We start from the raw sequence: 25,118 nt of genomic DNA, 5'->3' as shown, positions 1-25,118 counted from the left end.
TTGGGGAATACCATGTTAGCGCCACATCCTTTCGGCCATGAGATCACTGAATCCTCACTGACCGAAAAATTCGCGTCATTCCGTCAGTGGGAAGACCGCTACCGTCAGTTAATCCTGCTGGCGAAATCTTTGCCACCGCTGGATACGACGTTGAAAACGCCGGAAAATGAGCTGTCTGGTTGTGAAAACCGGGTATGGCTAGGCGCGGAAAAAGCGGTGAATGGAACAATGCATTTCTATGGTGACAGCGAAGGAAGGATCGTTAAAGGTTTGCTGGCAGTGCTACTGACCGCCGTGGAAGGCAAAACGCCAGACGAGATTTTAATGCGGGATCCGCTGGCGCTGTTTGATGTATTGGGGTTGCGTGAGCAACTGAGTACCAGCCGCTCCAGCGGGCTTCATGCGCTGGCAGAAGGCGTAATCGCCCTGGCTCGTCAGGCTGCCTGAGCCTGACGCTGCGCCTTAGCCATCATCTTCTTCAGTACGTGGGATACCGCGACAAAACCAAACGTCGCGGTAACCATCGTTGCAGCCCCAAAACCAGACGCGCAATCCATGCGTTTAGGGCCTTCTGCGCTTGCCTTTGCAGCACATACCGAGCCATCAGCCTGCGGATACATCAACGGCTCGCTGGAAAACACACAGTCAATTCCGAGCTTACCTTTGCTGTTTTTCACCACGTTGAAATCATTTTTCAGACGTTCACGCAGTTTTGCCGCCAGCGGATCCTGAATGGTTTTCGCCAGATCCACGACAGCAATTTGGGTCGGATCAATCTGACCACCCGCACCGCCCGTCGTCACCACCGGAATTTTATAACGACGGCAATAGGCCAGCAGCGCGGCTTTAGGCCGGACGCTGTCGATAGCATCAATGACATAGCTGAATCCGTGATCGAGCATCTCAGCCACGTTATCCGGCGTAATAAAATCATCAATGCAGGTGACTTTGCACTCCGGATTAATCGCCAGAATGCGCTGCGCCATAATTTCCGTTTTTGCCTGCCCGACGTTTTCACGTAACGCATGGATTTGACGGTTGGTGTTGGTCACACACACATCATCCATATCAATCAGCGTGATCGCGCCAATACCGGTGCGGGCCAGCGCTTCCGCAGCCCATGACCCCACTCCGCCAATACCAATCACACAGATATGCGCCTGCGAGAACAGCTCCAGCGATTGCTGACCATAAAGCCGGGCAGTTCCGCCAAAACGTTGCTGATAAGCGTCGGAGTAAGTCGCTGTCATGAAAAGATAAACCTCAGTGCGTTCGAAGACTTTGTCGTTTGAAATCTAGTTGGATGGCGCGTATGCCGTGAACAACGGCTTGCCGTTCTGCGCTGATTTTAACACCCAGACGCGTCCATAGTGATTATAAAATCCTGCGGAGTGGCCAGCGTCAGGACCAATCCCCTGATACATATCGAAATGTTGTCCTTTAATCGCACCACCAACATCCAGTGCGACCATCAGACGCATATGATATTTACCGGTAAACTTGCCTTTATCGTTAAGCTCCGGCACTTCCGCCAGCAAGGTAGTACCCGCCGGGATCAGCGAACGGTCAGAAGCTACAGAGGCTTTGGCAATCAGCGGCACACCGCTGGCACCGCGAACTGGCGCGAAAGGTTCAGGCTTGAAGAAAACGAATGACGGATTCTGTTCCAGCAATTCACGCACTTCTGCCGGGCTGTGAGTATCTGCCCACTGGCGGATCGCCTGCATAGACATATTCTCACGCGCCACTTCACCGCGGTCGATCAGCACTTTGCCGATACTGCGGTAAGCGTGACCATTCTTGCCCGCATAACCGAAGAACATGAACGGGCGACCATCGCCGTAATCGACATAACCGCTGCCCTGTACTTCCATCATAAAGTTATCCATCAGGGAGTTGGTCCAGGCCACCACATAGTTATCACTCAGGGCACCGGAGTAAATCGAAGCACGATCGGGCAGACGACCGCGTTTAGGCGGCATACGGTACAGCGGATACTGGAATTCGCCCTGACGGGTGTAGCGCGCCTGCACAACTGGCGTGTAATAGCCGGTCAGTTGCACGTTACCAAAATTGTCAGCACCTTCCATCTGATAGGCGCTGATGCCGTACTGGCTAAGATTGCGGGTATCAGCCCCGGAGCGCAGCCATTGTTCAACAGCCTGGAATGTCGTGTTATTACGACCATATAAAGAAGAAGAGGCAATTTGTACCGCAGCGACCTGATTAGAGTAATCCAGCGCATTTACCGGCTTGCCTGTAGCATTCGGCTCATTCACATATTCAAGCGCATTATCCAGACGGCCATCTTTATACTGCTGGCCCCGGTCAGTCGGTCGCGAAGAACACCCCGCCAGCACCGCTAACACCAGACCACCCAGCAGATATTTACTCCAACGTCCTTTCATTATTCCGCGCTCTCTTACTTTCAGGGAAATGGCTGGCGAAACGATAACAAACGCCCTATCAGAAAGGAATTACCACAGCCGAAAAAAGTGTACTGAGCCAAATTGAACACCAAACGGCGATTTTGTGCATAAAAAGCCAGCAACTAAGTGCTTTATTTGAATAAATTCAAAAAAGGGTTGCACGAAATCTCATGGGGAGTATAGTTCGCCTCCATCGGACGCGGGGTGGAGCAGCCTGGTAGCTCGTCGGGCTCATAACCCGAAGGTCGTCGGTTCAAATCCGGCCCCCGCAACCAATTCGATATCGATGCATTAAATGCCCGGTTGAATTGTACGATGAATTAAAGCAGTATACGGACGCGGGGTGGAGCAGCCTGGTAGCTCGTCGGGCTCATAACCCGAAGGTCGTCGGTTCAAATCCGGCCCCCGCAACCAATTCGAGACAGACGCATAAAGATGCTCAGTTCGAATAATGTGATGAAATAAAGCAGTAAACAGTAGTGACGGACGCGGGGTGGAGCAGCCTGGTAGCTCGTCGGGCTCATAACCCGAAGGTCGTCGGTTCAAATCCGGCCCCCGCAACCAACTACTAAAAATCAGTGAAAAACATCAGGCACCCTAACGGGTGTTTTTTTGTATCTGAATTCCGGCGAAGCGCGGAATAATCACCCCGCCCCCGCGCGACTCATCCCATCGTCGACATCCCGCCTTGTGCGAAATACGCTTTGATCCCGGCCAGAATTGACTCCGCCACCTGCTGCTGAAAATGCGCAGTCCGCAATTTTTTCTCTTCATTAATGTTACTGATAAACGCCGTTTCGACCAGAATCGACGGAATATCCGGCGCTTTCAATACCGCGAATCCGGCCTGATCCACTTTATTTTTGTGCAGATGATTAATCTTTCCCATGCGCGTCAGCACTTCTTTGCCAAATTTCAGGCTATCGCTGATGGTTGCCGTCTGAACCAGATCAAACATCGTGTGATCCAGATACCGGTCGCCACTTTTACTGACGCCGCCTATCAGGTCAGATTCATTCTGCGTTTGTGCGAGAAAACGTGCTGCGGAACTGGTGGCGCCTTTGGTCGACAACGCAAAAACCGATGAGCCTCTTGCTGCCCGACTGGTAAAGGCATCTGCGTGGATAGAGATAAAAAGGTCTGCCCGCAGTTTTCGTGCCTTTGCCACGCGGACTTTGAGCGGAATAAACACGTCTTCATTGCGGGTCATATGCGCTTTCATATTGGGTTCACGCGCAATCAGCTTCTGTAATCTGCGGCCAATCTGCAACACGACATCTTTCTCACGGGTCTTGTATTTGCCAATGGCTCCCGGATCTTCACCGCCATGGCCGGGATCAAGCATAATCACCAGTGGCCGGCTTCGCCCCGCCTGGCCGTCTTTCTTCGTTTCCGGCGGTAATGTTCTCGCGACATCTCCGCGGTTGTAATCTTCCAGTAACGCCAGCAGCGGATCATCCTGAGCACTGATCTCACCTTCTTGCGGATACAAATCGATCACCAGCCGGTTATGGAATTCAGCGACCGGTTTCAGCGTGAAGACATGCGGATTGATTGTACGCTTTAGCTCAAACACCAGACGCACCGTTTTGGTATCAAACTGCCCCACCCGCGCCTGCCGGATGTAAGGATCACTTTGCTGGATTTTTTCACCCAGTCCCTTGAGCACACTGTTGAGATGCACGCCTTCGATATCCACCACAACGCGTGGCGGATCACTGAGCAGAAACTGCTTATATTTTAAGGGCGTGCTGGATTCGAGGGTGATTCGGGTATAAGTAGACGAGGGCCAGATGCGTACGGCAATAACCTGTGAGCTGGCCGCAAAACCTACTTTACTCACGCTGAGCATCCAGGAAGCAGCTACGGTTTGCAGGAGGCGTCGTCTTCCGGGATTGTGAGTATCGTCAGTCATGCAGTCTCAAAAAGGTCCAAAAGTTAAAAAAAGATGATAAAAAACTCAATTTACGAATTCTAACGAATCATATCCTGCATGTCATTCCTAAACATTTAGTCTATTTATCAATTTGTTGTATGTTTGTGATAAGGGTTAAAACAAAAACAGAGATTTCTTACTTGCCACAGGGCCATAAAAGAATAAAAATACAAAAATTACGAATAAAAATTCATACGAGGTTTTGCCGTGAAGGAACGTAGTACTGAACTGGTCCAGGGATTTCGCCACTCAGTTCCCTATATAAATGCTCACCGTGGCAAAACATTCGTTGTCATGCTCGGTGGAGAAGCCATTGAACATGAGAATTTCAGCAATATTGTCAATGATATCGGCCTGTTACACAGCTTAGGCATCCGTCTGGTGGTTGTTTATGGCGCCCGACCGCAGATTGATGAGAACCTTTCTGAGCATAATTACGAACCGATTTATCATAAAAACATCCGCGTCACCGATGCCCGCGCGCTCGAGCTGGTTAAGCAAGCCGCAGGTCTGCTGCAGCTCGATATCACAGCGCGACTTTCGATGAGTCTGAATAATACGCCACTCCAAGGTGCGCACATCAACGTCGTCAGCGGCAATTTTATCATTGCTCAACCGCTGGGCGTCGATGACGGTATTGATTACTGTCACAGCGGCCGTATCCGCCGTATTGATGAAGAAGCGATTCACCGTCAGCTCGACAGCAATGCCATTGTCTTGCTTGGCCCGGTGGCAGTTTCGGTTACCGGTGAAAGCTTCAACCTGACTTCTGAGGAAGTAGCGACACAACTAGCAATCAAACTGAAAGCGGAAAAAATGATCGGCTTCTGCTCTTCTCAGGGGGTAATCAACGAGGAAGGTAATATTATTTCCGAACTGTTCCCTAATGATGCACAGCAAAGAATTGATCAGATGGAATCCAGCGGTGACTATCTTTCCGGCACCGTTCGCTTCCTGCGCGGCGCGGTGAAAGCCTGCCGCAGTGGTGTACGTCGCAGTCACCTGATCAGTTATCAGGAAGACGGTGCGCTGGTTCAGGAACTGTTCTCGCGAGACGGTATTGGTACGCAAATCGTGATGGAAAGTGCCGAGCAAGTGCGTCGTGCAACCATCAACGACATCGGCGGCATTCTGGAACTTATCCGGCCGCTGGAGCAACAGGGTATTCTGGTGCGTCGTTCCCGCGAACAGCTGGAAATGGAAATCGATAAATTTACCATTATCGAGCGGGATAACCTGACCATTGCCTGCGCAGCGCTTTACCCCTTCCATGATGAAGGGATTGGCGAAATGGCCTGCGTGGCGGTTCACCCCGACTACCGCAGCTCTTCACGCGGTGAAATGTTACTGCAACGCGTTGCCAGCCAGGCGAAACTTATGGGGCTGAACAGGCTGTTCGTACTGACGACCCGCAGTATTCACTGGTTCCAGGAACGTGGCTTCAAGCCAGCAGAAGTGGATGTGTTGCCGATTCAGAAACAAGAAATGTACAACTACCAGCGTCGCTCCAAAATACTGATCGCCGAACTGTAAAAATCTCGCCACCTTTCCTCCGTGGTAAAAAAGGACGCTCTCGCGTCCTTTTTATTTTGCTTTGCACATCAGCACGTTATTTATCCGCGTGCGGTTCCAGCACCTGTTGCAACGTGGAGGTGTCAGGCCAGGTTTTAAAGCCCTCAGGCACCGCATATTGTGGGATCTTGCTATCGTTGCCTGAGACCTGCGAAAGCATCGCCAGACCATCCTGCTTCATTACAGCCTGATCGAAATAATCCGCCAGTTGAGTTTGAGTCAGCCCGGCAATAACCCGGATCACATTCGTGCGGGTATCAAATTGCGGATTTCCGCGACTGAAATCATTCCCCAGACGGTCGGCTTCCTCATCTAGCGTCTGCGGATTTTGCTGCATTTCATGCACCAGTCCCTGTTTATATTGCAGAAACTCATCATCCTTCATTTCACGCAGACGTTTTTCGGCCTGCTGATAAAATGCCAGATAGCGCTGATACAGATAGTCAGGTTGCTTGCTGTTACTTTGCAGCAGGAAACCAATCCCCCACTGTTTTCCTACCGGAATAGGGAAAGCAAACACGGCATAACCCAGCTGTTCCTGTGTCCGAAGCTGGCTGTAGAACCATGGCTGAATAATCTGTCCCAGCAATGCACTGTACGCCATGCTCTGAACTTCATCATAACCGGTGGGAACATATACCGCTGCCAGTGCTGAGTCCGAACTTGTCCCGATACGCTGGATATTTGCTTTCAGCGGCTGAGTCACTACAGCCTGCTTTCCGCGCCACCACCGTGTCCCATGCGCGCCCAGCTTTTGCATAATTTGCTGAGACATCGCTTTAACCTGATCAGCCGTCATGTTCCCCACAACCATCATTTCCACGGCAGCATGGTGAACCAGTTGTTCACGGTAAGCGTTCACATCATCCAGTGTGATGGCAGAAACCAGCTTTTCACGCTCGCTGCGCTCGGTGTAAGGCACCCGCGAAAGTAACTGAACCGGTTGCAGCGCCAGCTCAAACGCTTTTCCTTTATCTGCTGAAGCTAAGCGTTCGAGATACCATGATTTCGCCTGATCAAGCTGTTCCTGAGTCGGTTTGAAATCGGGATAGTTATCAACCAGTGCGGCCAGTAAATCAGGCAGACACTCGGTAAAACCTGTGGCAGTAAACTGCAAACCGTTATCCGGAGATGTCCCGAACGTGATCCCGCCAATGGATGCCTGATAACTCAGCTGATCAAAAGCCACGCCGGTGAGGTAATCCGTCAGGCCATAGAGCACCTGATTTTTAGCCGTGCTGAGCGACTGCTCATTGCGGAAAGAAACAGTCACATTGGCTTTAGGCTCATCAGCAAAATAACGACTCGGCATGTAGAACACACGCAAACCTTTATCTTCAACCAGCAGCTCAGGTTTCGTCGCCGTCGAATCTTTAGTGACCAGCGCAAGTGAATCAGGAATGTACGGATTCAGCGCTGGCAGCGACAGCGAAATCCCCTTCCCCAACGTCTGCCACTGCGAGTAGGTTTGCGCGGGAACTTTATCAATCTCATAAGGCGCATTAACGAAGTAGGCCACTTTATTGTGCGGCTCGTTCGGACTGATGATCCAGTAACGCGCATTTTGCGGCGTCATTTCTGTTAGACGTGCCTCAATCGCCTTGGGGTCATACTGGTCAGTCAGATAAGGTGAGTCTAGAACGTGTTCGACAGGAACCCGCAACATGGTGTCCACCAGCCATTCGACATAATCCATATCACGCGTCAGCGCCGGATAGCGGAAGTCGAGCGCCATAACGTGGGCAATTTCATCAAAATAGGTTTTTTTGATGCCCTGAGCGCGTATTTCGTTGAGATAGTTGAAAATGGCTGCAATAACCGTATCGCGCTGCGCCAGTCCCTTATCAGTCAGGGAAACAGAGATATTGAATACGCCCATATTACGGTTAACCATCGGGTCCGCACCTGCGCTGATCCCATCGGCATAGCCTTGCTTCTGTAACCAGTCTGATAAGGTATTCGGGCTGCGGTTACCCATCAGATAGCTGATATAGGTGTCTGTTTTACTGCGAAAATGGGCACTATTATTATCAATTGCAAATTCAACCCGTAATTCTTTGCGCGGCTGTGCAGGAACGAAATGGATAAACTCACCCTTTTGGTCTGCTGTTAATGTCGGGACCGTAATCGGCGGCACGGCTGCGTGGTGATTGGCGATCTGACCAAAGGTTGTGGCGGCCAGCTCAGCAAGTTCAGGCAACGGTTTATTACTGTAAATCACACCGACCATCAGGTTGGCAGAATAGTAGCGCTGATAAAAAGCCGTCAGCTGATCATGAAGCTTACTGCCCGGTTTATCTTTCAACGTATCCAGGTTTCCGCCTGAAAAACGGGACGCCGGATGCCTGGGATTTAATGTCTCTGCGCGAACTTGCGCCATCCGCATGCCGTCACGTGATCGGGCCATGGTCAGTTCAGCGTTCACCGCATTACGCTCACGGTCCCCGTTGGCGGGGTCTAACAACGGTTCACCGATAGCATCTGCAAGGCGATCTACCGCTTCTGGCAAGGCATCGTTTTCTACTTCAAGATAAAACGCGGTACGGTAAGAAGCAGTGCTGCCATTGTGGCTGCCACCGTGTTTCTTAAGGAATTCAGACAGACTTTCCGGCTGAGGATATTTCTTCGAGCCCATCAGTAACATGTGCTCAGTATAGTGGGCAAGACCCAGCTGAGAATCAGGATCCTCCAGCGAACCGACAGGAATGGCGAGCGCGGCGAGTGATTTGGGGGCTTGAGAGTCAGAAACCAGCAAGACGGTCATATCATTAGCCAGTTTAATTGCCTGATACTGGCGAGGGTCGTTCTGACTTTTATTGATAGCTTGTGCAAAAGGCTGCCAGTCGGCTGCACTTGAAACAACAGGGGCCCAAAAGGTCAATAACAACAGTACCCCGGAAATGCGGGTAACGTGTTTTAACATTGCCACTCTCCCTCAATCGATTAAACGTGCCACACGGGCAATAAATATACAGCTCACCGGTAGATGAACCTCAACAAGCTGTTTTGAGCGGTTAAGCCTGCTAAGACCCCGCAGAAACAGGATAGTTGTGAAAAAAATCGAATCGGGATTTTCTTCCTATGTTCCGTCACGTTTTAACCATAAAGCCAATTGCTCCCTATAGGGAAAAATAACCCTGTTAAACCACTCTAAGCTGTTAGCCCGCCATTGCAAGTGGCTTAACAGTATTTTTGTCCGGTAATATGCGGCTTACAGGCACAACTTCAGGGGCCCAAATTGCATATTAAGCGCTGCAATATTGCCTGATATTTTGCCGGCGTTTGAATTGTCGCAGTGACCAGCTTGCAGGATTGTGCATCTGAAATGCCTGTAAACCGATATTCCCAATCTTTCGCTAAAGGCTCCGTCCCCTTTCCTGCCACTGAATATGCTTCAAGCTGGGAATGTGCTTCTGACCACGCCTGCTGAACCTGCCACTGACGCATAAACCCATTGCTCAGTGATTGGTAATAATTCAGGAGTCCCAGAATGGAAACTGACAAGAACAACATGGCGATGAGCGCTTCCGTGAGGCTGAAACCTTGCTGTGCTGAGTGGCTTTCATTCATTGCAGATCTGCTCATCAGCCTCAGGACAAAAATCCAGCCATCCCTGTGTCAGCGGTGAAAAAATCAGATTTCCACCAGTCTGTTTTTTAATACTGACTTGCTGATACTGCATAACCGGCTCATTGCCTTCAGCCATTCTTCCCTCACCACGAACCAGAAAGATATCCTGACGCAATGAAGGCCGGGTACACGTCCTGCCACTTCCTGAAACAATGAGGCCTGCGGGCATATCCCGGCACTGCCAGAGAGGTTCGCTGCTGTCTTTCCATGACTGGCGGATACCCCATGCTAATGCTGAGGCTGCATTTTCCCGGGCAATGACATAGCGATGCTGATTTGACGTCAGCGCAAGCCCGGCGGAAAGTTGCTGTTGCAGCGAGTTAAGGGCAATCAGCCCTAATCCCATCATCACCAAAATACTCAGGATCATGGCGCTCCCCCGCTGTCTGGACGAATCGCGCATTTTTGCTGCTGTCATAAGACGTGGCCTGCAATCATCTCGGTCACCTGCCGGTGGATGAAAGGATTTTTGCTCCAGCTGGCTTCAAGTTGCAGAGAATACAGGCGGCCGGAGCCACTTGCTGCGACCTCGGTTACCACGAACCGGGTCACGCTGACTTCAGCAGGGTCGAGGAGTTTTTCCCAACCTCCGCTGCTGCAATCACCCGCCCCGCGCTGGATCTCAATACCGCCCTGACGCAAACGGTAACCAAAGTATTCAGAGTCCGCCGTCCCGGGCTTATCCCATGTTCCGTTGCGGTTCAGGTCATAGATAACAAGGATGCAGGAGCTGGTTGCTTCACCCGCAGCGTTGCCGATGATGACAGATTTACCCTCGCAGGTTCCGTTACAGAAACCGGCCCGACGAATATCTTTGCCAATGGCAAAAGTAGTCTGGCGCAACAGTTGCTCGAGCTGATAATGTCGGCCCAGACTCTGGCTTCTCTGGCGCATCAGCGGATAGATTTGCGCGGCACTGAGCATCAGCATGCTGCCAATCCCCATCGCAATCATGACTTCAGGCAGCGTGAATCCCTGACAACGGGCTAAATTCACTGGCATAAGCCGATACTCAGTAAAGGCTGATTTTCACTACACGTACGTAACCGTCCTCTGACAGAAAGTACGATTCGCAAACTACCCGCTGAATTTTTTAGTGTGATATGTCCGGCAAGTGCGGCATTACGCAGGCCGTAAAAACCCATGGTTTTTTCACTGACAGCGAGTAACTCCACACCGGGTTCATTGATGGCGAATATTTTACCCACGGCACTATGACAACCTGAAGGGCGGGTTCCGCTACCCACACATCCATTAGCACCGGCAATGCCCCATAAGACAGCAGAACGATTGTAATTATTGGCTTCGGCCTGCACCCCGTACAAATACAAACGCAGTTGCTGCGCAGATTGCTCAAGCTTTAATGCCTGCTGATAATCGCGCCAGGTGTGGATTCCCCACAATGTGCACATGGCGACCAAAGTCACAACAACCATCATTTCTATCAGCGACATCCCCTCTTCCCCTGCCCGCTCAAATGTTTTCATGCGGCCAAAATAGGCATTTAGATTTTTTCCGCCACTGGGAGAGTCATTTTTTCCAGGATGTCATGAGAACTATCGGTGCAACGAAATCCACGCGACAAATAAGTTGCGTGATGTCTCGCAGGGATAGCATCGGGATGTAAATCGGGATTGGAATCGTCAGTAAAAGGCGTAAAAAGTGGAGCAGAGGGAAAGCCGGATAAAAGGGAAATGGCCGCCTGACAGTGCTGTCAGGCGGTAAAAACAAGGAATCAGATCGCGACCGGCGCTTTGATTGCGGGATGCGGATCGTACCCTTCAATCTCGAAATCTTCGAAGTTGTAATCAAACAGGGAGGCAGGTTTGCGTTTAATGACAAGTTTTGGCAATGCACGAGGCTCACGCGTCAGTTGCAGATGTGTCTGTTCCATATGGTTGCTGTACAGATGTGTATCACCACCGGTCCAGACAAAGTCACCGACTTCCAGATCACATTGCTGCGCCATCATATGCACCAGCAGCGCGTAGCTGGCGATGTTAAACGGCAGTCCGAGGAAAACGTCGCATGAACGCTGATACAACTGACAAGACAGTTTCCCGTCGGCCACATAGAACTGGAAGAAAGCGTGGCAAGGTGCCAGCGCCATCTGATCCAGTTCACCCACATTCCACGCCGACACGATAATGCGGCGTGAATCCGGGTCTTTTTTCAGCTGTTCAACAACGCTCGCCAGTTGGTCGATTTGCCTGCCGTCAGCCGCGCCCCAGGCACGCCATTGCTTGCCGTAAACCGGGCCGAGGTCGCCATTCTCATCTGCCCACTCATCCCAGATGCTGACATTATTTTCACGCAGATAGGCGATGTTAGTTTCACCTTTCAGGAACCACAGGAGTTCATGAATGATTGAGCGCAAGTGACAGCGTTTGGTGGTGACCAGCGGGAAACCTTCCTGCAAGTTGAAACGCATCTGATGACCAAAAATCGACAGCGTGCCTGTACCGGTACGGTCGGCTTTAGGGGTGCCCTCATCGAGCACTTTCTGCATTAAATCCAGATACTGTTTCATGTTACCTCACGACAATTGTTTCTGCGGACGGCGATATGCCCAGACCATCACAATCAGGCCAATGACAACCATTGGAATGGACAGAACCTGCCCCATGCTGATGATCCCGTCGAACAGACCGAGCTGTGCATCCGGCTGACGGTAGTGTTCAACGATAATACGGAATAAGCCATATCCGATCAGGAACAAGCCTGATACCGCGCCCATCGGGCGTGATTTACGGATGAATATGTTCAGAATGATGAATAGCACGATGCCTTCAAGCAGCAGTTCATACAGCTGGGAAGGATGGCGCGGTAATACGCCGTACTGGTTCAACAAAGGCTGCCATTTAGGGTCAGCGGCAGCAATGGCGATATCTTCCTGACGGGATCCCGGGAACAGCATTGCCCATGGCACATCTGTGGTCACACGGCCCCAGAGTTCACCATTAATGAAGTTACCCAAACGACCTGCGCCAAGTCCAAACGGGATCAGCGGAGCGATAAAGTCGGAAACCTGGAAGAAATTGCGTTTGGTTCGATGGGCGAAAATCAGCATGACCACGATTACGCCAATCAGGCCACCGTGGAAAGACATGCCGCCATCCCAGACCTTGAAAAGATAAAGCGGATTATCGAGGAATAAAGGCAGGTTGTAGAAGAAAACGTAACCGATACGACCACCGAGGAATACCCCCAGGAAACCAGCATACAGCAAGTTTTCAACTTCATCTTTTGTCCAGCCGCTGCCTGGCTTATTGGCACGGCGTACTGCCAGCCACATCGCGAAGACAAAACCAACTAAGTACATCAGTCCGTACCAGTGGAGAGATACCGGTCCGATTGAGAAAATCACCGGATCAAACTGGGGAAACGCCAGATAGCTGTTGCTCATCTATCACCACAAATTGTTTATGATTATTGCCCGTTCAGGGGCCAGCAGGGAGCGAATAGTAGCATAGCCGGAAGGTTTTCCGGGGCTAAGCCGCTGGAAAAGTTCTGTAAAAAATCATCTCATCCTGTGCCGGAAAGCGAGCAGGATGGGAGTAATACGGTACAAAGCATCAACTCTGGTGCTTATTTACCACCACGGATCAGGCCGCCCAACCCGCGTCTTTCCATAAAAGCAGCGGTCATATGACGAACGTCCGTCGTAAAATGCGCCTGCAGCACCCGACCGGCAAGCTCTTCGGCATCATGAAGTTCGATACGGCGAAGCAGGTATTTTACACGGGCAACACTGCGCCCGTTCATACTGAGATTACGAAAGCCCATCCCGGTAAGCAGTAACGCGCCCATCGGGTCACCCGCCATCTCGCCGCATAAGCTGACATCCAGCCCGGCAACCTCAGCGGTGGTGACAATTTGTTTGAGCACCCGCAGCATCGCCGGATGCAGGCTGTCATACAGCCCGGCAACGCGGGTATTGTTGCGATCAACAGCGAGCAGATATTGCGTCAGATCGTTGGTACCGACGGAAATAAATTCCACTCTTCCGGCCAATGCAGGCAACATAAAGACCATTGATGGGACTTCGATCATTACGCCAAGACGCGTGTGTGGCAGCTCGTAACCCAACTGTTCTTCCACTTCACGTCCCGCACGATCGATTAAACGACGTGCCTCATCAATCTCTTCAAGGCTGGTAACCATCGGCAGCAGAATACCGAGATTTCCGGTCGCAGCATTGGCACGCAGCATCGCGCGAACCTGAATCAGGAAAATTTCAGGCTGATCGAGAGTAATACGAATACCGCGCCAGCCCAGACAAGGGTTTTCCTCGCTGATCGGCATATAAGGCAACTGTTTATCAGAGCCGATATCCAGCGTTCGCAATGTCACCGGCTTTTGCGGAAACAACTGCAACATGCCCTGATATTGCGCGACCTGCTCTTCTTCAGAAGGGAAGCCGCTTTGCAACATGAAAGGAATTTCGGTGCGATACAGCCCGACGCCGTCAACGCGGCTGCCGAACAATTTTTCATGGTCAGCACTCAGACCGGCGTTGAGCATCACTTTCACCCGCTCACCGCTTTTCAGCGCTGCAGGTTGCTCAACATCATCTTCAGCCTTCTGACTCAGCTCCATTTCTTCGCTGATCAGCCGCGTGTATTCCGTGACCAGTACGGCTTCCGGATCAATCAGCAGTTCACCGCGATAACCATCGACAATCAGCTGTCGCTGGCTGAGCAGTGCAGGCTGAATATCGGCGCCCATCACGGTCGGCACGCCCATCGCACGGACCAAAATCGCCGCATGCGAGTTAGCTGCACCATCACGAACTACCACACCTGCCAGCCGGTCCTGCGGCATTTCGGCCAACAAAGTAGCGGTCAGTTCGTCGGCAACCAGAATAAAACGTTCCGGCCACTGTGTGTTGCCCTGAATCGTATCATCAAGATGGAAAACCAGCCGCTGGCCCAGCGCACGTAAATCGCTGCCACGCTCACGCAGATAGGTATCCTGCAAGCTGGCAAACTGCGCCGCAAACTCTTCCACGACCTTTTTAACTGCCCACTCCGCGACGGCGCCCTGATCTATTTGAGCGAACAGTTCACGCTTGAGGCGTGCATCATTAAGAAGGTGAGAGTAGAGGTCAAAAATCGCCGCGCTTTCTTTCTGCGCACTCGCCGCGAAACGTTTACTGAAACGGCGGAACTCAGCACCGGCGTCTTCCAGGGCCCGGGTCAGACGTTCGCGTTCACGGACGGTATCCAGCGTAGACGCCATATAAACGTGATCGAGCGAAGGTTGCGAGCTGTCCTGCCAGCCGATACCGATGGCCACACCCGGCGATGCGGCAAGTGCACGAACGCGCGTCTGGCGAAAGCGCCCGTAAAGCACATTAAGCTGTGCCTGAGAAAGGATCGCCGCCAGCTGAGTGGCGAGCGTGACCATAAACGACTCTTCACTTTCGTCGAACTGCCGGTGTTCGCGTTGCTGAATAACCAGCACACCCAGCAACTGACGGCGGTGAATGATCGGCACACCCAGGAAGGATCGGAAAAGATCTTCTTTTACGGCGGGGATATATTTAAAACTGGGATGGCTCTGCGCATCGGCAAGGTTAATGGGCTCAGCCAGACGCCCTACCAGACCCACAATCCCCTGATCAAACGCCAGCGTAATAGTCCGCCCGCGAGGTTTTTTCAAACCTCGCGTCGCCATCAGGTAATAACAACGGCGGTCATTGTCAGCGAGATAGACGGAACAGACTTCCGTGTCCATCGCCAGGCAGGTTTCGTTGACCAGTACGTCCAGCGCATCATTGAGGCTGGACGCCATTGCTACCTTTTCAACAATTTCTCGCAAACGCGTGAGCATCTCTTCGTGACTTAGCCTCTTTTACGACGATAGGCGGGCGATGTCCTGGGAAGGGAGACTTCCTGCATCGGCATAATCGTGGTGGAAAACTCTTTCATTACACGCCGGTAAACATCGCGCTTAAATGACACCACCTGACGAACCGGATACCAGAAACTCACCCAACGCCAGCCATCAAATTCAGGCGTACTGCTGCGCTGCATATTGATATCAGCATCGTTACACATCAGTTGCAGCAAGAACCATTTTTGCTTTTGGCCGATACAAACCGGCTTTGTGTCCCAACGCACCAAACGTTTTGGCAATTTATAACGTAACCAGTTACGGGTTGAAGCCAGAATACGGACATCTTTACGGCCAAGCCCCACTTCCTCAAACAGCTCGCGGTACATGGCCTGCTCAGCGGTTTCACCAGGGTTTATGCCCCCTTGTGGAAACTGCCAGGAGTGCTGGCCGTATCGTCTGGCCCACAACACCTGACCCTGCTTGTCACAGATTACAATACCAACATTCGGGCGGTAGCCATCATCATCGATCACCGGACTACCCCAATAGCTAAACTCATAGATGTACTGATTGTTTCATACTACCAACAGGCGGTAAACCACTGGTTAATACCGATCAGCATGAATAAAAATGGGATAACTCACAGTTATACGCCAAGTTATAAACAGATTTTAAAAATCACCTGCGATTTTATTCACTTTTTCTGTGGATAGGTATGTGAAGAACTTCAGAGTAAGCAGGGTAAAACTCTTCTTAACTTATTTTTACCGGGAAAACATGCTCCGATAAAAACTTGTAAAAACAAATAGTTATTCACATTAAACAGAGTTATCCCACGGTTAAAAATGAGAGTTATCTCACACCTTCAAGTGATCTGGCGAAAGATCCACCAATGTTGTTTTTATCCACAGCGATCGTCTAAAAGTTGACGTCATTGCCCCAAAAATTGGATAAAACCCCTCCCGTCAAGCCTGTAAATCGAACCAGTGATCGAATTCAGGCAGGGTTATCCAAGAAATCTGTGGATAAGTAGGTGGAAGATCCTGTTCATTGTCGCCTTCAACAGGTGATCAACCTAATCGTTAAGGCGCAAAAGAAGTCAGAAACCTGAAAAAAAACTAAGACAAATCATGCTATTATTTCATTGCTCCACAGGAATAAGTTTTTATTCACTGTGCATGACAAAAGCAGTACGAAATTTAATCTATTGAGTGAGCATTGTTTTTTTATGTCTATTCCTTTACCTGCCACCCAGCCTCCGCACAACGAACAGCAACTGTTGCACCGCGCACAATCGCTGGCGGGTCATACGCTGGGTGAACTGGCCGCTCACGCTGGCCTGCCCATTCCTGAGAACCTTAAACGGGAGAAAGGCTGGGTCGGTATGTTGCTTGAGGTGTATCTCGGCGCCATTGCAGGAAGTAAACCGGAGCAGGATTTCGCTGATATTGGCATTGAGCTGAAAACGATCCCAATTGATTCCCGTGGCAGGCCGCTGGAAACCACATTTGTCTGCGTTGCCCCGTTAACCGGTAACAGCGGTGTGACGTGGGAAAACAGCCATGTGCGCCATAAACTGGCGCGAGTTTTGTGGATACCGGTCGAAGGTGAGCGCCAGATCCCCCTGGCTGAGCGCCACATCGGGGCGCCTTTATTATGGCAACCCTCTGAGGAAGAAGATGAGCAACTGCGTCAGGACTGGGAAGAACTGATGGATTTGATTGTTCTGGGTAAAGTCGAAAGCATCACAGCCCGACATGGGGAATACCTGCAAATTCGCCCCAAAGCTGCCAACAGCAAAGCGCTGACGGAAGCGATCGGAGAGTCAGGGCAACCCATTTTGACGCTGCCGCGCGGCTTCTATTTGAAAAAGCGTTTTACGGCGGCGCTTCTGGCCCGCCATTTTCAGCTTTAACCGATATCATTTCCCGCTGCCTGCGGGATAGTTTGCTACGCTAAATGTGAATATCTTCGGTACAACAAAAAGGAACGTTAACGATGATGAAGAAAACTTTAATGGCGGCCGGTGCTGCGCTTGTGGTGTTGAGCCTCGCGGGCTGTGCCAGCGATTATGTGATCTCAACCAAAGACGGCAATATGATCCTGACTGATGGTAAACCTAAGCTGGATAAATCTACCGGACTGCTGAGTTACACAGACGAACAAGGCAACGACCGCCAGATCAATAATGACAACGTCAGCCAGGTGATGAAGCGTTAAGCATTACGCTTCTTAACCCGTCGCAGAGCCAGTTATCAGGACTGGCTCTTTGTTATTTTATCCACCGACCGCGTCGTTCCTCCCGCACACACTGCCACTTCCCCCATCTGCCAGCCTTGTATATAGTCAGTTAAGGCGCTTTTTCTAACAGGCTGACATTCTCAGATATAAAGGAAGACCGGCAATGCAATATCACCGTATACCCCACAGTTCTTTAGAAGTGAGCTTACTGGGACTTGGCACCATGACTTTTGGTGAACAAAACAGCGAAGCCGACGCCCACCAGCAACTCGATTACGCCGTTGCGGCGGGCATCAACCTGATTGATACCGCAGAGATGTATCCCGTTCCGCCGCGTCCTGAAACCCAGGGGCTGACGGAAAGCTATATCGGCAGCTGGCTGAAAGCCCGTGGCAACCGTGAGAAAATTGTTCTGGCGAGCAAAGTCTCCGGGCCTTCCCGCGGTAATGACAACGCCATTCGTCCGGCTCAGATGCTGGATCGCAAAAATATCCGCGCGGCGCTGGATGCCAGTTTGCAACGTCTGAATACGGATTATCTGGATCTTTATCAGTTGCACTGGCCGCAGCGTCAGACCAACTTCTTTGGCAAACTAAGTTATCAGTACACCGAAGAGCAGTCTCCGGTTACCTTGCTGGAAACGCTGGAAGCGCTGAATGAACAGGTTCGTGCCGGTAAAATCCGCTATATCGGCGTTTCTAACGAAACCCCGTGGGGCGTGATGCGTTACCTGCAACTGGCGGAGAAACATGATTTGCCGCGTATCGTTTCGATTCAAAACCCATACAGCCTGCTGAACCGCAGCTTTGAAATCGGTTTGTCGGAGATCAGTCAGCACGAAGGAGTTGAACTGCTGGCCTATTCCAGCCTGGCGTTCGGCACGCTGAGCGGTAAATACCTTAACGGTGCGAAACCGGCCGGGGCGCGTAATACGTTGTTCAGTCGTTTCACCCGTTACTCATCACCGCAGGCTGAAGCGGCGATTGCTGAATATGTCGCGCTGGCGAAGAAACGTAATCTGGATCCTTCTCAGATGGCGCTGGCCTTTGTGCGTCAGCAACCGTTCGTGGCCAGCACGCTGCTGGGCGCAACCACAATGGAACAACTGAAGATCAACATCGACAGTCAGGATCTGACACTCGATGAGGAAATCCTCGCTGATCTGGAAAACATCCACAAACGCTTCACCATTCCTGCGCCGTAAATCCTGATTGCAGGCAACAAAAAAGGGCGCTGAGCGCCCTTTTCTTTTGTGCGAAAACAACATTACGCCATACGGCGTTTCTGCATGTTTTTCCAGATCCACAACCCGGCAATCGCCAGCGCGAACACCACACCGAACCCGATGCCAATCGCCACCACCGGCGCACCGGCCATCACCACCAGCGAATACAAGCCGAGCATCAGCAGCATGGCGGTGTTTTCACCCAGATTCTGTACGGCAATCGCGTTACCGGCACCGACAGAAATCTTACCGCGATGCTGCAACAGGGCATTCAGCGGGACCACAAAGAAGCCGCCTAAAATCCCCACCACCACCAGCACAATGTAAGAACTCAGCATGCTGGTTTGCAGCGCAAAGACCACCACGGCGATACCGATGGCGACACCTGCTGGCAGGCAGCGTTTCACGGTTTCCAGACGGATTAACTTCGCCGCCGCTCCCGCACCAAACACAATCCCGATCGCCACCATCGCATTCAGCAAGGTCGGGGTTTTGTTATCGGTGATGCCCAGCGCCACGGGAACCCACAGCACCAGCAGGAAACGCAGCGTCACGCCCGCGCCCCAGAACAAGCTGGTACCGACCAGCGAGAAGCGGGTTTCGCCATCCTGCCACAAGGTTTTGCAGGCAGAGAAAAATGTCCGGCTCATTTTTGCCGGATTCCATGACTGCCCCGGACGCGCCGGGTTCAGCTTCGGAATAAACCAGTTTGCCGCCACTGCCGCGCCATACGCCAGCACACAGATACCGAGCGCCGCCAGAATGCTCCAGTCAGCCAGTGCGCCACCGGCCACAGAACCCAGCAGGATCGCGGCAATAGTAGAGGCTTCCATCAGGCCATTGGCTTTCACCAGTTGTTCACCACTGGCGATCTCGCCCAGAATGCCGTATTTCGCCGGTGAATAAGCCGCAGCGCCAATGCCGACCAGCGTATAACCGAGGAACGGATTCATGCCCGCGCAAATCACCGCCGCGCCCGCCAGTTTCAGCAGGTTAGCGACCATCATCACGCGGCCTTTGGAAAAACTGTCGGCAAACTGCCCGACAAACGGCGCGAGAATGATGTACGTCGCCACGAACGCCATTTGTAAAACGGGCTGGCTCCAGTCGGGATAAAGCTGTTGTTTGATCAGCGCCAGCGCGGCAAACAACAGCGCGTTATCACCGAAAGCCGACAGGAACTGCGCCACGATCACCGCCGTCATACTCTTTGACATCAACGGCCCTGCAGCTGCCTTTAAAGGCTGACTCATGCTTCACTCTCCGGGTTCTCTGCCATCTCGCGCAGGGTGACAAAATCGGGTTTACCGCTGCCGAGCAACGGTAACGCTTTAACGACGCGAATTTCACGCGGCACGGCCAGTTCCGGCAACCCCAGTTCACGGGCAGCTTTACTTAACGCATCACGACGTAATTCAGGATCGGTGGTGAACAGCACCAGTGCCTCGCCTTTGCTGGCATCACTGCGCGATGTCGCCGCATGCTGTTTATCGGGTGAAGCCTTGATCGCCAGTTGCTCGACACTTTCCAGCGAGACCATTTCTCCCGCCAGTTTGGCAAAACGCTTCACGCGACCACGGATGGCACAGAAACCTTTTTCATCCAGCGTGACGATATCACCGGTGTCATACCAGCCCGCCTGCATTTCACCTGCGGCATTCTCAGCCTGCGGAGTTTCCAGCACACCCGGATTTTCGACGCGCAGATAGCCTTTCATGATGTTCGGCCCGCGCAGTTGCAGACGACCGCCCTCCTCAATGCCCGGCACGGTAATCAGACGAGACTCCATCCCCGGCAGAATTTTGCCGACGGTATTCACTTTGGTCGCCATCGGTACGTTGATCGCCACCACCGGCGCACATTCGGTCACACCGTAGCCTTCGAGAATGCGGATACCGAATTTGTTCTGCCAGATTTCTTTGGTGCTTTCAGCCAGTTTTTCCGCACCGGCCACCACATACCGCAAGCGGGCAAAATCATACGGATGGGCAAAGCGGGCGTAATTACCCAGGAAGGTTGAAGTACCGAAAAGCACGGTACAGTTCTGGTCGTAGACCAGTTCGGGCACGATGCGGTAATGCAGCGGACTCGGATACAGGAACACGCGAGCGCCGGTGATCAGCGGCGTTAACAATCCGACGGTCAGGCCAAAGGCGTGGAACAGCGGCAGCGACGACATAAAGCGGTCACGCGGCGTGAAGTCCGCCACGGTACGGATTTGCTCGACGTTAGCCAGCAGGCTGGCGTGTGAATGCACCACGCCTTTCGGATTGCCTTCAGAACCCGAAGTAAACAGCACCAGTGCTGCATCATCGGCTTTTTGCGGCAGCATCGCACGACGCGGGAAGATCAGATGGAACAGGATCCACAGCTTGTCCTGCGTGGTCACCGTGTCTTTCAAATCTTCCAGATAGACCCAGTTCGCCTCTGGCACGTTCTCCGGCAGGTGCGTCAGTTTGCCTTTTTCAAGGAACTGGCGGGAGGTAATAATGGTTTTGATCTGCGCCGCTTTCATCGCGCTTTGCAGCCCTTTGGCACCCGCAGTGTAGTTAAGCAACGCCGGAATACGGTTGCGCATTGACGCGCCAAACAGCGCCGCCGCCATGATCGTGGCATTTGGCAACAGCATCCCGACATGCTCACCTTCGCGGGTAAAACGTTGCAAAATGCGGCTCACGCCCAGGCATTTTTTCAGCAGTCCCTGATAGGTATCTTCTTTGAACGCGATATCAGCGATACAGGGTTTGCGACGGCCATAACGGGTTTGTGCGGACAAAAACGCCTGATACAGCGTTTCCGGTTCGCGGGTATCCATACGCGCCTGCATCATAATTTTATGCAGTTGCTCACCGGCGAGAATGCGGCGGTCACGGGAACGCGGCGCATCCGGCATCGGAATGGTAGTCGGCGGCAAAAGATTGATAGTGACTTTCGGGAACCAGCGGATTTTAAAGCTGCCGAACAACCGGCCAAACGGCGTATATTCCGGCCCGTCTATGCGCACCGGAATGACGGTCGCCTGTGACTTCGCCGCCACAAAGGCCGCGCCGTCGTAAATCTTCATTAATGAACCGGTAACCGTAATGCGCCCTTCCGGAAACACAACTACCGGACGCCCTTTCTCCACCTCGCGGATCAAATGCTTGATCGCCATCGGTTTGGTGGGATCCAGCGGCATGAAGTCCACATAGGGTTTCAGCCAGCGCATAAACCAGCTGTCCGTGATGTTGGAATACACTGCAAATACCGGTTTGACCGGCAGGAAAAGCACCAGCAACATGCCGTCAATAAACGAGACATGGTTCGGCGTGAGGATTAAACGCGGGTAATTAAAATCGTTTCTCGCCGGGGTCACGGTAACCCGGAACATCAGGCGGAAGAGCCATCTGAACGCGGCGAAAAGAAAGTTATACATGTTTGCCATCTCCTTATGTGTCATCCCTGATCTTGAAGAAAAAGGTTGGGGAAACAGCATACTATAAGCCGCTGAAAAATGACGACAGTCAGAGAGAGTTTAGGAGGGAACTGATCGGTGTGCCGGAGTTGAGGCAAAAAAAAACCTACGCATCCGCGTAGGTTGGTGCAAATTTAATCGGTATCAACATGCAGAGCACGTTGATGATTCACCAATCAATACCTCTGGGACGTTCAATTTAGCTGTTTTGTACGAACCACAGCCAGCAGGCAATCGAAACATAATTCCGCAAAGTGTAACGAGTGGTGAAAATAGGCCCGATTTATCCTAAATCGGGCTAACTATTTAAAAACTACCTTAAACAGGTCCCACTTCGACCAGGCAACTCATGGCATTTGGCCCCTGCGTCAGACGCGACGTGCCGATATCCAGCGTCAGTACATTCGGGTTCCCCGCCTGCTCGGTTTCCTGCCATTGGCCACCAAAGCCAGGATCAAACCAGGCGCCGGTCGACATCAGCACCACGCCACGCGTAATTCCGTCACTGAGTGACACCCCCGCCAGACAACTGCCACGCGCATTGTGCACTTTCACCCGGTCTCCCTCCTTGAGCTGACGGCTGAGAGCATCTTCCGGATGCATAAACAACGTTTCCTTACCGGCGGTTTTGTTCGACTGCGCCAGCGGCGACTGATCAAGCTGGCTGTGCAGACGATCTTTTGGCTGAATGGAAATCAGGTGCAGCGGCCACTGTTTGGCACTTTCCGCGCCCAGCCATTCTACCGGCGGCTGCCACTCCGGGTGCGGCGCGAAATCATCATAACCGTAACCCGCGATGGTTTCGGAGAACAGTTCGATTTTGCCGCTGTGGGTCCCCAGCGGATTAGCACGCGGGCTTTTACGGAATTCCTCAAAGAACACGTAATCTTTTTCCGGCACCGGCAGTTCAACAAAACCGCGCTCCCAGAAGGTTTCAAAGTCAGGCCATTCCACGCCGGTGCCTTTCTGCGCTTCGCCGCACTGACGGTAAATATGGCGCAACCATTGATCTTCATTACGCCCCTGCGTGAACTGCTCGCGGTAACCGAGACGGTCAGCAATGTCAGCGAAAATATCAAAATCGTTACGCGCCTGATGTTGTGGTGCAACAGCCTGATGCATCGCCAGCACGAAGCGGTCGCGTGACGATCCGCCGATATCATTACGTTCCAGCGAGGTTGTCGCAGGCAGCACGATATCCGCCATCTGCGCCGCTGGCGTCCAGACGTTATCCTGCACAATCACGGTGTCCGGCTTCTGCCAGCCTTCGACCAGACGGTTCAGTTGCTGATGATGATGGAACGGATTACCGCCCGCCCAGTGCACCAGGTGAATATCCGGATAATTCAGCGTTTCGCCCTGGAATTCATACGGCTGGCCGGGATTGAGCAGCATGTCACTGATACGCGCCACGGGGATCGACAAACCAGAAGGATTCGGCCCGGCACTGACGGCAGGCCCCGGCGTGTCATAACGCGGATTACCCACGCTGTTCATCGAGCCGTGACCGAAGGAGAATCCGCCGCCCGGCAAACCGACCTGCCCGAGCATGGCGGAAATGGCGATCATCATCCAGTAAGGCTGCTCGCCACGGTGAGCACGCTGTACAGAATAAGAACAGGTGATAAAGCTGCGTACACCGATCAGATCATCCGCCAGACGCGCAATACGCTCAGCCGGTACGCCGGTAATGTGGCTTGCCCAGTCAGGGGTTTTCGGGATGCCGTCAGTGTCGCCGCGCAGATAGGCGGCAAGCTGCGGATAACCGACGCAATGGCTGGTCAGAAACGCCTCGTCCTGCGCTTCTTTGCGCTGAATCTCAAACGCAACGGCCATCATCAGCGCCGCATCGGTGTTCGGGCGGATCGGGATCCACTCTGCATTCACGAATTCCGGACAGTCGTCGCGCATCGGGCTGATGTTAATGACGCGGGTGCCTTTTTTCGCCAGCTGCTCCAGCGCCGGTTTCAGGGTATGTTCCACCGCGCCGCCGGACGCCACTTGCGCATTTTTCAGCGCCAGACCGCCAAATGCGACCAGAATGTCAGCGTGTTCGACCACACTTGGCCACGAGGTCACGCGTCCGGTCAGCGGGGTAAACGTGCCGATAACGTACGGCAGGAAAAATTGCGCCGAGCCCCAGCTATAGTTGCCCTGCTGATCCACCCCGCCGCCACCGGTGAAATAAAAACGACGCACCAGAGAACGGGCGTGATGCAGACGTCCGGCCGATGACCAGCCGTAAGAGCCGTTGAAAATGCCGGAAGCGCCGTAGCGATCACGCACGCGTTTATTCTCTTCGGCCACCAGATCCAGCGCCAGATCCCAGTCCACTTCGACAAAATCTTCGCGGCCCCGCAGAGAACGATCGCTGTTTTCGCGATGTTTCAACCACGAGCGGCGCACGGCCGGTTTGCGGATACGTTTGTCGGAATAGACCAGCGGCGCAATGGAATCGAGCAGAGGTGAAGGATCGGCATCCGCCTTATAAGGTTCACAACGGATTAAGCGGCCATCTTCCACCACAGCGGTATATGCGCCCCAGTGGGCCAGTTGCGGATAGCGTTTTATCGACATAATTTCTATTTTTCTCAGCGCAGATAAATGACTTTAAAAATACCATTCACTGCGCTGACACTTCAAAGAACAAATAATCTTAATAAAACGCATTTCCACCCTATCGCACTGGGATTTCGGTTAATCACCACGATCTTTTCCCGTTACATCGCGCTTACATCAAAAAGTTGCGATCAGCATCCTTGCAGCCACCGGTCTTTTCCGCAAAACTGG

Annotated in this window: 20 protein-coding genes and 3 tRNA genes; 8 read left to right on the top strand and 15 right to left on the bottom strand. The window is 52.4% G+C overall.

The genetic code is table 11. From position 1 onward, the window contains the following. Window positions 1-12: 12 nt before the first annotated feature. A complete protein-coding gene (gene csdE, locus GW591_RS22345) occupies window positions 13-447 on the top strand; it encodes a cysteine desulfurase sulfur acceptor subunit CsdE (RefSeq protein ID WP_037035153.1) in 435 nt (144 codons plus the stop codon). Here the strand turns inward: csdE and tcdA are convergent. Together tcdA and mltA are read right to left on the bottom strand one after the other, a co-directional pair. Continuing rightward, window positions 435-1,250, bottom strand: coding sequence for a tRNA cyclic N6-threonylcarbamoyladenosine(37) synthase TcdA (gene tcdA, locus GW591_RS22340; RefSeq protein ID WP_037035155.1), 816 nt, complete (start codon window positions 1,248-1,250; stop codon window positions 435-437). The two genes, csdE and tcdA, sit on opposite strands and share 13 nt — an antisense overlap. A gap of 45 nt (window positions 1,251-1,295) precedes the next feature. Next, window positions 1,296-2,408 (bottom strand): murein transglycosylase A, encoded by a 1,113-nt coding sequence (mltA, locus tag GW591_RS22335; RefSeq protein WP_013574173.1) that lies wholly within the window; start codon window positions 2,406-2,408, stop codon window positions 1,296-1,298. 219 nt (window positions 2,409-2,627) lie between these two features. Here mltA and GW591_RS22330 point away from each other — a divergent pair. From GW591_RS22330 to GW591_RS22320, 3 genes are all read left to right on the top strand, one after another. Next, window positions 2,628-2,704: transfer RNA gene (locus tag GW591_RS22330), tRNA-Met, on the top strand. Window positions 2,705-2,766: 62 nt separating this feature from the next. Continuing rightward, window positions 2,767-2,843, top strand: a tRNA-Met gene (locus tag GW591_RS22325). Between the two features lie 73 nt (window positions 2,844-2,916). Further along, window positions 2,917-2,993, top strand: a tRNA-Met gene (locus tag GW591_RS22320). Window positions 2,994-3,093: 100 nt separating this feature from the next. On the opposite strand, the gene amiC is transcribed toward GW591_RS22320, so the two are convergent. Then, window positions 3,094-4,344: an N-acetylmuramoyl-L-alanine amidase AmiC gene (amiC, locus tag GW591_RS22315; protein WP_119261288.1), complete on the bottom strand. Its 1,251-nt coding sequence runs from the start codon at window positions 4,342-4,344 to the stop codon at window positions 3,094-3,096. A gap of 228 nt (window positions 4,345-4,572) precedes the next feature. Here amiC and argA point away from each other — a divergent pair, with 228 nt between their 5' ends. Continuing rightward, complete coding sequence (gene argA / locus GW591_RS22310; RefSeq protein ID WP_013574171.1) at window positions 4,573-5,898, top strand: amino-acid N-acetyltransferase; 1,326 nt, start codon at window positions 4,573-4,575, stop codon at window positions 5,896-5,898. Between the two features lie 76 nt (window positions 5,899-5,974). Here the strand turns inward: argA and ptrA are convergent, their stop codons facing one another. The 9 genes from ptrA to rppH form a co-directional block, all read right to left on the bottom strand. Next, window positions 5,975-8,860, bottom strand: coding sequence for a pitrilysin (gene ptrA, locus GW591_RS22305; protein WP_121020171.1), 2,886 nt, complete (start codon window positions 8,858-8,860; stop codon window positions 5,975-5,977). Between the two features lie 302 nt (window positions 8,861-9,162). Further along, on the bottom strand, window positions 9,163-9,507 hold the full coding sequence (locus GW591_RS22300; RefSeq protein WP_119261286.1) for a prepilin-type N-terminal cleavage/methylation domain-containing protein: 345 nt from the start codon (window positions 9,505-9,507) through the stop codon (window positions 9,163-9,165). Continuing rightward, window positions 9,500-9,985, bottom strand: a complete 486-nt coding sequence (locus GW591_RS22295; protein ID WP_225444981.1) for a YgdB family protein — start codon at window positions 9,983-9,985, stop codon at window positions 9,500-9,502. The genes GW591_RS22300 and GW591_RS22295 overlap by 8 nt, the downstream gene beginning before the upstream one ends. Continuing rightward, entirely contained in the window at window positions 9,982-10,569 is a 588-nt protein-coding gene (locus tag GW591_RS22290; protein WP_013574167.1) for a prepilin peptidase-dependent protein, read from the bottom strand. The genes GW591_RS22295 and GW591_RS22290 overlap by 4 nt, the downstream gene beginning before the upstream one ends. Continuing rightward, the gene (locus GW591_RS22285) at window positions 10,560-11,021 is read right to left on the bottom strand and encodes a prepilin peptidase-dependent protein (protein ID WP_112197926.1); all 462 of its coding nucleotides are present in this window, start codon (window positions 11,019-11,021) and stop codon (window positions 10,560-10,562) included. The genes GW591_RS22290 and GW591_RS22285 overlap by 10 nt, the downstream gene beginning before the upstream one ends. 281 nt (window positions 11,022-11,302) lie before the next feature. Then, on the bottom strand, window positions 11,303-12,097 hold the full coding sequence (gene thyA / locus GW591_RS22280) for a thymidylate synthase (protein WP_013574165.1): 795 nt from the start codon (window positions 12,095-12,097) through the stop codon (window positions 11,303-11,305). 6 nt (window positions 12,098-12,103) lie between these two features. Further along, the gene (gene lgt / locus GW591_RS22275) at window positions 12,104-12,973 is read right to left on the bottom strand and encodes a prolipoprotein diacylglyceryl transferase (protein ID WP_013574164.1); all 870 of its coding nucleotides are present in this window, start codon (window positions 12,971-12,973) and stop codon (window positions 12,104-12,106) included. Between the two features lie 182 nt (window positions 12,974-13,155). Then, a complete protein-coding gene (gene ptsP / locus GW591_RS22270; protein WP_013574163.1) occupies window positions 13,156-15,402 on the bottom strand; it encodes a phosphoenolpyruvate--protein phosphotransferase in 2,247 nt (748 codons plus the stop codon). Window positions 15,403-15,413: 11 nt separating this feature from the next. Then, entirely contained in the window at window positions 15,414-15,941 is a 528-nt protein-coding gene (rppH, locus tag GW591_RS22265; protein WP_013574162.1) for an RNA pyrophosphohydrolase, read from the bottom strand. 695 nt (window positions 15,942-16,636) lie between these two features. On the opposite strand from rppH, the gene mutH reads away from it, so the two are divergent. From mutH to GW591_RS22250, 3 genes are all read left to right on the top strand, one after another. Beyond that, complete coding sequence (mutH, locus tag GW591_RS22260; RefSeq protein WP_013574161.1) at window positions 16,637-17,323, top strand: DNA mismatch repair endonuclease MutH; 687 nt, start codon at window positions 16,637-16,639, stop codon at window positions 17,321-17,323. Window positions 17,324-17,409: 86 nt separating this feature from the next. Beyond that, window positions 17,410-17,628: a YgdI/YgdR family lipoprotein gene (locus GW591_RS22255; protein WP_015689428.1), complete on the top strand. Its 219-nt coding sequence runs from the start codon at window positions 17,410-17,412 to the stop codon at window positions 17,626-17,628. 184 nt (window positions 17,629-17,812) lie between these two features. Beyond that, window positions 17,813-18,853, top strand: coding sequence for an NADP(H)-dependent aldo-keto reductase (locus tag GW591_RS22250; protein ID WP_013574159.1), 1,041 nt, complete (start codon window positions 17,813-17,815; stop codon window positions 18,851-18,853). A 62-nt stretch (window positions 18,854-18,915) separates the two neighbouring features. Here the strand turns inward: GW591_RS22250 and lplT are convergent, their stop codons facing one another. From lplT to GW591_RS22235, 3 genes are all read right to left on the bottom strand, one after another. Continuing rightward, the gene (gene lplT, locus GW591_RS22245; protein WP_015689427.1) at window positions 18,916-20,127 is read right to left on the bottom strand and encodes a lysophospholipid transporter LplT; all 1,212 of its coding nucleotides are present in this window, start codon (window positions 20,125-20,127) and stop codon (window positions 18,916-18,918) included. Continuing rightward, the gene (gene aas / locus GW591_RS22240; protein ID WP_112152357.1) at window positions 20,124-22,289 is read right to left on the bottom strand and encodes a bifunctional acyl-ACP--phospholipid O-acyltransferase/long-chain-fatty-acid--ACP ligase; all 2,166 of its coding nucleotides are present in this window, start codon (window positions 22,287-22,289) and stop codon (window positions 20,124-20,126) included. The genes lplT and aas overlap by 4 nt, the downstream gene beginning before the upstream one ends. A 357-nt stretch (window positions 22,290-22,646) precedes the next feature. Then, entirely contained in the window at window positions 22,647-24,905 is a 2,259-nt protein-coding gene (locus tag GW591_RS22235; protein ID WP_013574156.1) for a molybdopterin guanine dinucleotide-containing S/N-oxide reductase, read from the bottom strand. Window positions 24,906-25,118 lie beyond the last annotated feature (213 nt).

It is taken from the genome of Rahnella aceris, assembly GCF_011684115.1.
Lineage (GTDB): Bacteria > Pseudomonadota > Gammaproteobacteria > Enterobacterales > Enterobacteriaceae > Rahnella > Rahnella aceris.
Note: the sequence above shows the minus strand (reverse complement) of the source record. Positions and strands in the feature narration are given on the sequence as shown.

Coding starts and splice junctions, on each gene's coding strand:
- GW591_RS22290 (WP_013574167.1), bottom strand. CDS start 10,569: ATGCCAGTGAATTTAGCCCGTTGTCAGGGATTCACGCTGCCTGAAGTC.
- GW591_RS22300 (WP_119261286.1), bottom strand. CDS start 9,507: ATGAATGAAAGCCACTCAGCACAGCAAGGTTTCAGCCTCACGGAAGCG.
- mutH (WP_013574161.1), top strand. CDS start 16,637: ATGTCTATTCCTTTACCTGCCACCCAGCCTCCGCACAACGAACAGCAA.
- GW591_RS22295 (WP_225444981.1), bottom strand. CDS start 9,985: ATGACAGCAGCAAAAATGCGCGATTCGTCCAGACAGCGGGGGAGCGCC.
- GW591_RS22285 (WP_112197926.1), bottom strand. CDS start 11,021: ATGTCGCTGATAGAAATGATGGTTGTTGTGACTTTGGTCGCCATGTGC.
- GW591_RS22255 (WP_015689428.1), top strand. CDS start 17,410: ATGAAGAAAACTTTAATGGCGGCCGGTGCTGCGCTTGTGGTGTTGAGC.
- aas (WP_112152357.1), bottom strand. CDS start 22,289: ATGTATAACTTTCTTTTCGCCGCGTTCAGATGGCTCTTCCGCCTGATG.
- mltA (WP_013574173.1), bottom strand. CDS start 2,408: ATGAAAGGACGTTGGAGTAAATATCTGCTGGGTGGTCTGGTGTTAGCG.
- ptsP (WP_013574163.1), bottom strand. CDS start 15,402: ATGCTCACGCGTTTGCGAGAAATTGTTGAAAAGGTAGCAATGGCGTCC.
- GW591_RS22250 (WP_013574159.1), top strand. CDS start 17,813: ATGCAATATCACCGTATACCCCACAGTTCTTTAGAAGTGAGCTTACTG.
- thyA (WP_013574165.1), bottom strand. CDS start 12,097: ATGAAACAGTATCTGGATTTAATGCAGAAAGTGCTCGATGAGGGCACC.
- amiC (WP_119261288.1), bottom strand. CDS start 4,344: ATGACTGACGATACTCACAATCCCGGAAGACGACGCCTCCTGCAAACC.
- ptrA (WP_121020171.1), bottom strand. CDS start 8,860: ATGTTAAAACACGTTACCCGCATTTCCGGGGTACTGTTGTTATTGACC.
- lgt (WP_013574164.1), bottom strand. CDS start 12,973: ATGAGCAACAGCTATCTGGCGTTTCCCCAGTTTGATCCGGTGATTTTC.
- GW591_RS22235 (WP_013574156.1), bottom strand. CDS start 24,905: ATGTCGATAAAACGCTATCCGCAACTGGCCCACTGGGGCGCATATACC.
- tcdA (WP_037035155.1), bottom strand. CDS start 1,250: ATGACAGCGACTTACTCCGACGCTTATCAGCAACGTTTTGGCGGAACT.
- csdE (WP_037035153.1), top strand. CDS start 13: ATGTTAGCGCCACATCCTTTCGGCCATGAGATCACTGAATCCTCACTG.
- lplT (WP_015689427.1), bottom strand. CDS start 20,127: ATGAGTCAGCCTTTAAAGGCAGCTGCAGGGCCGTTGATGTCAAAGAGT.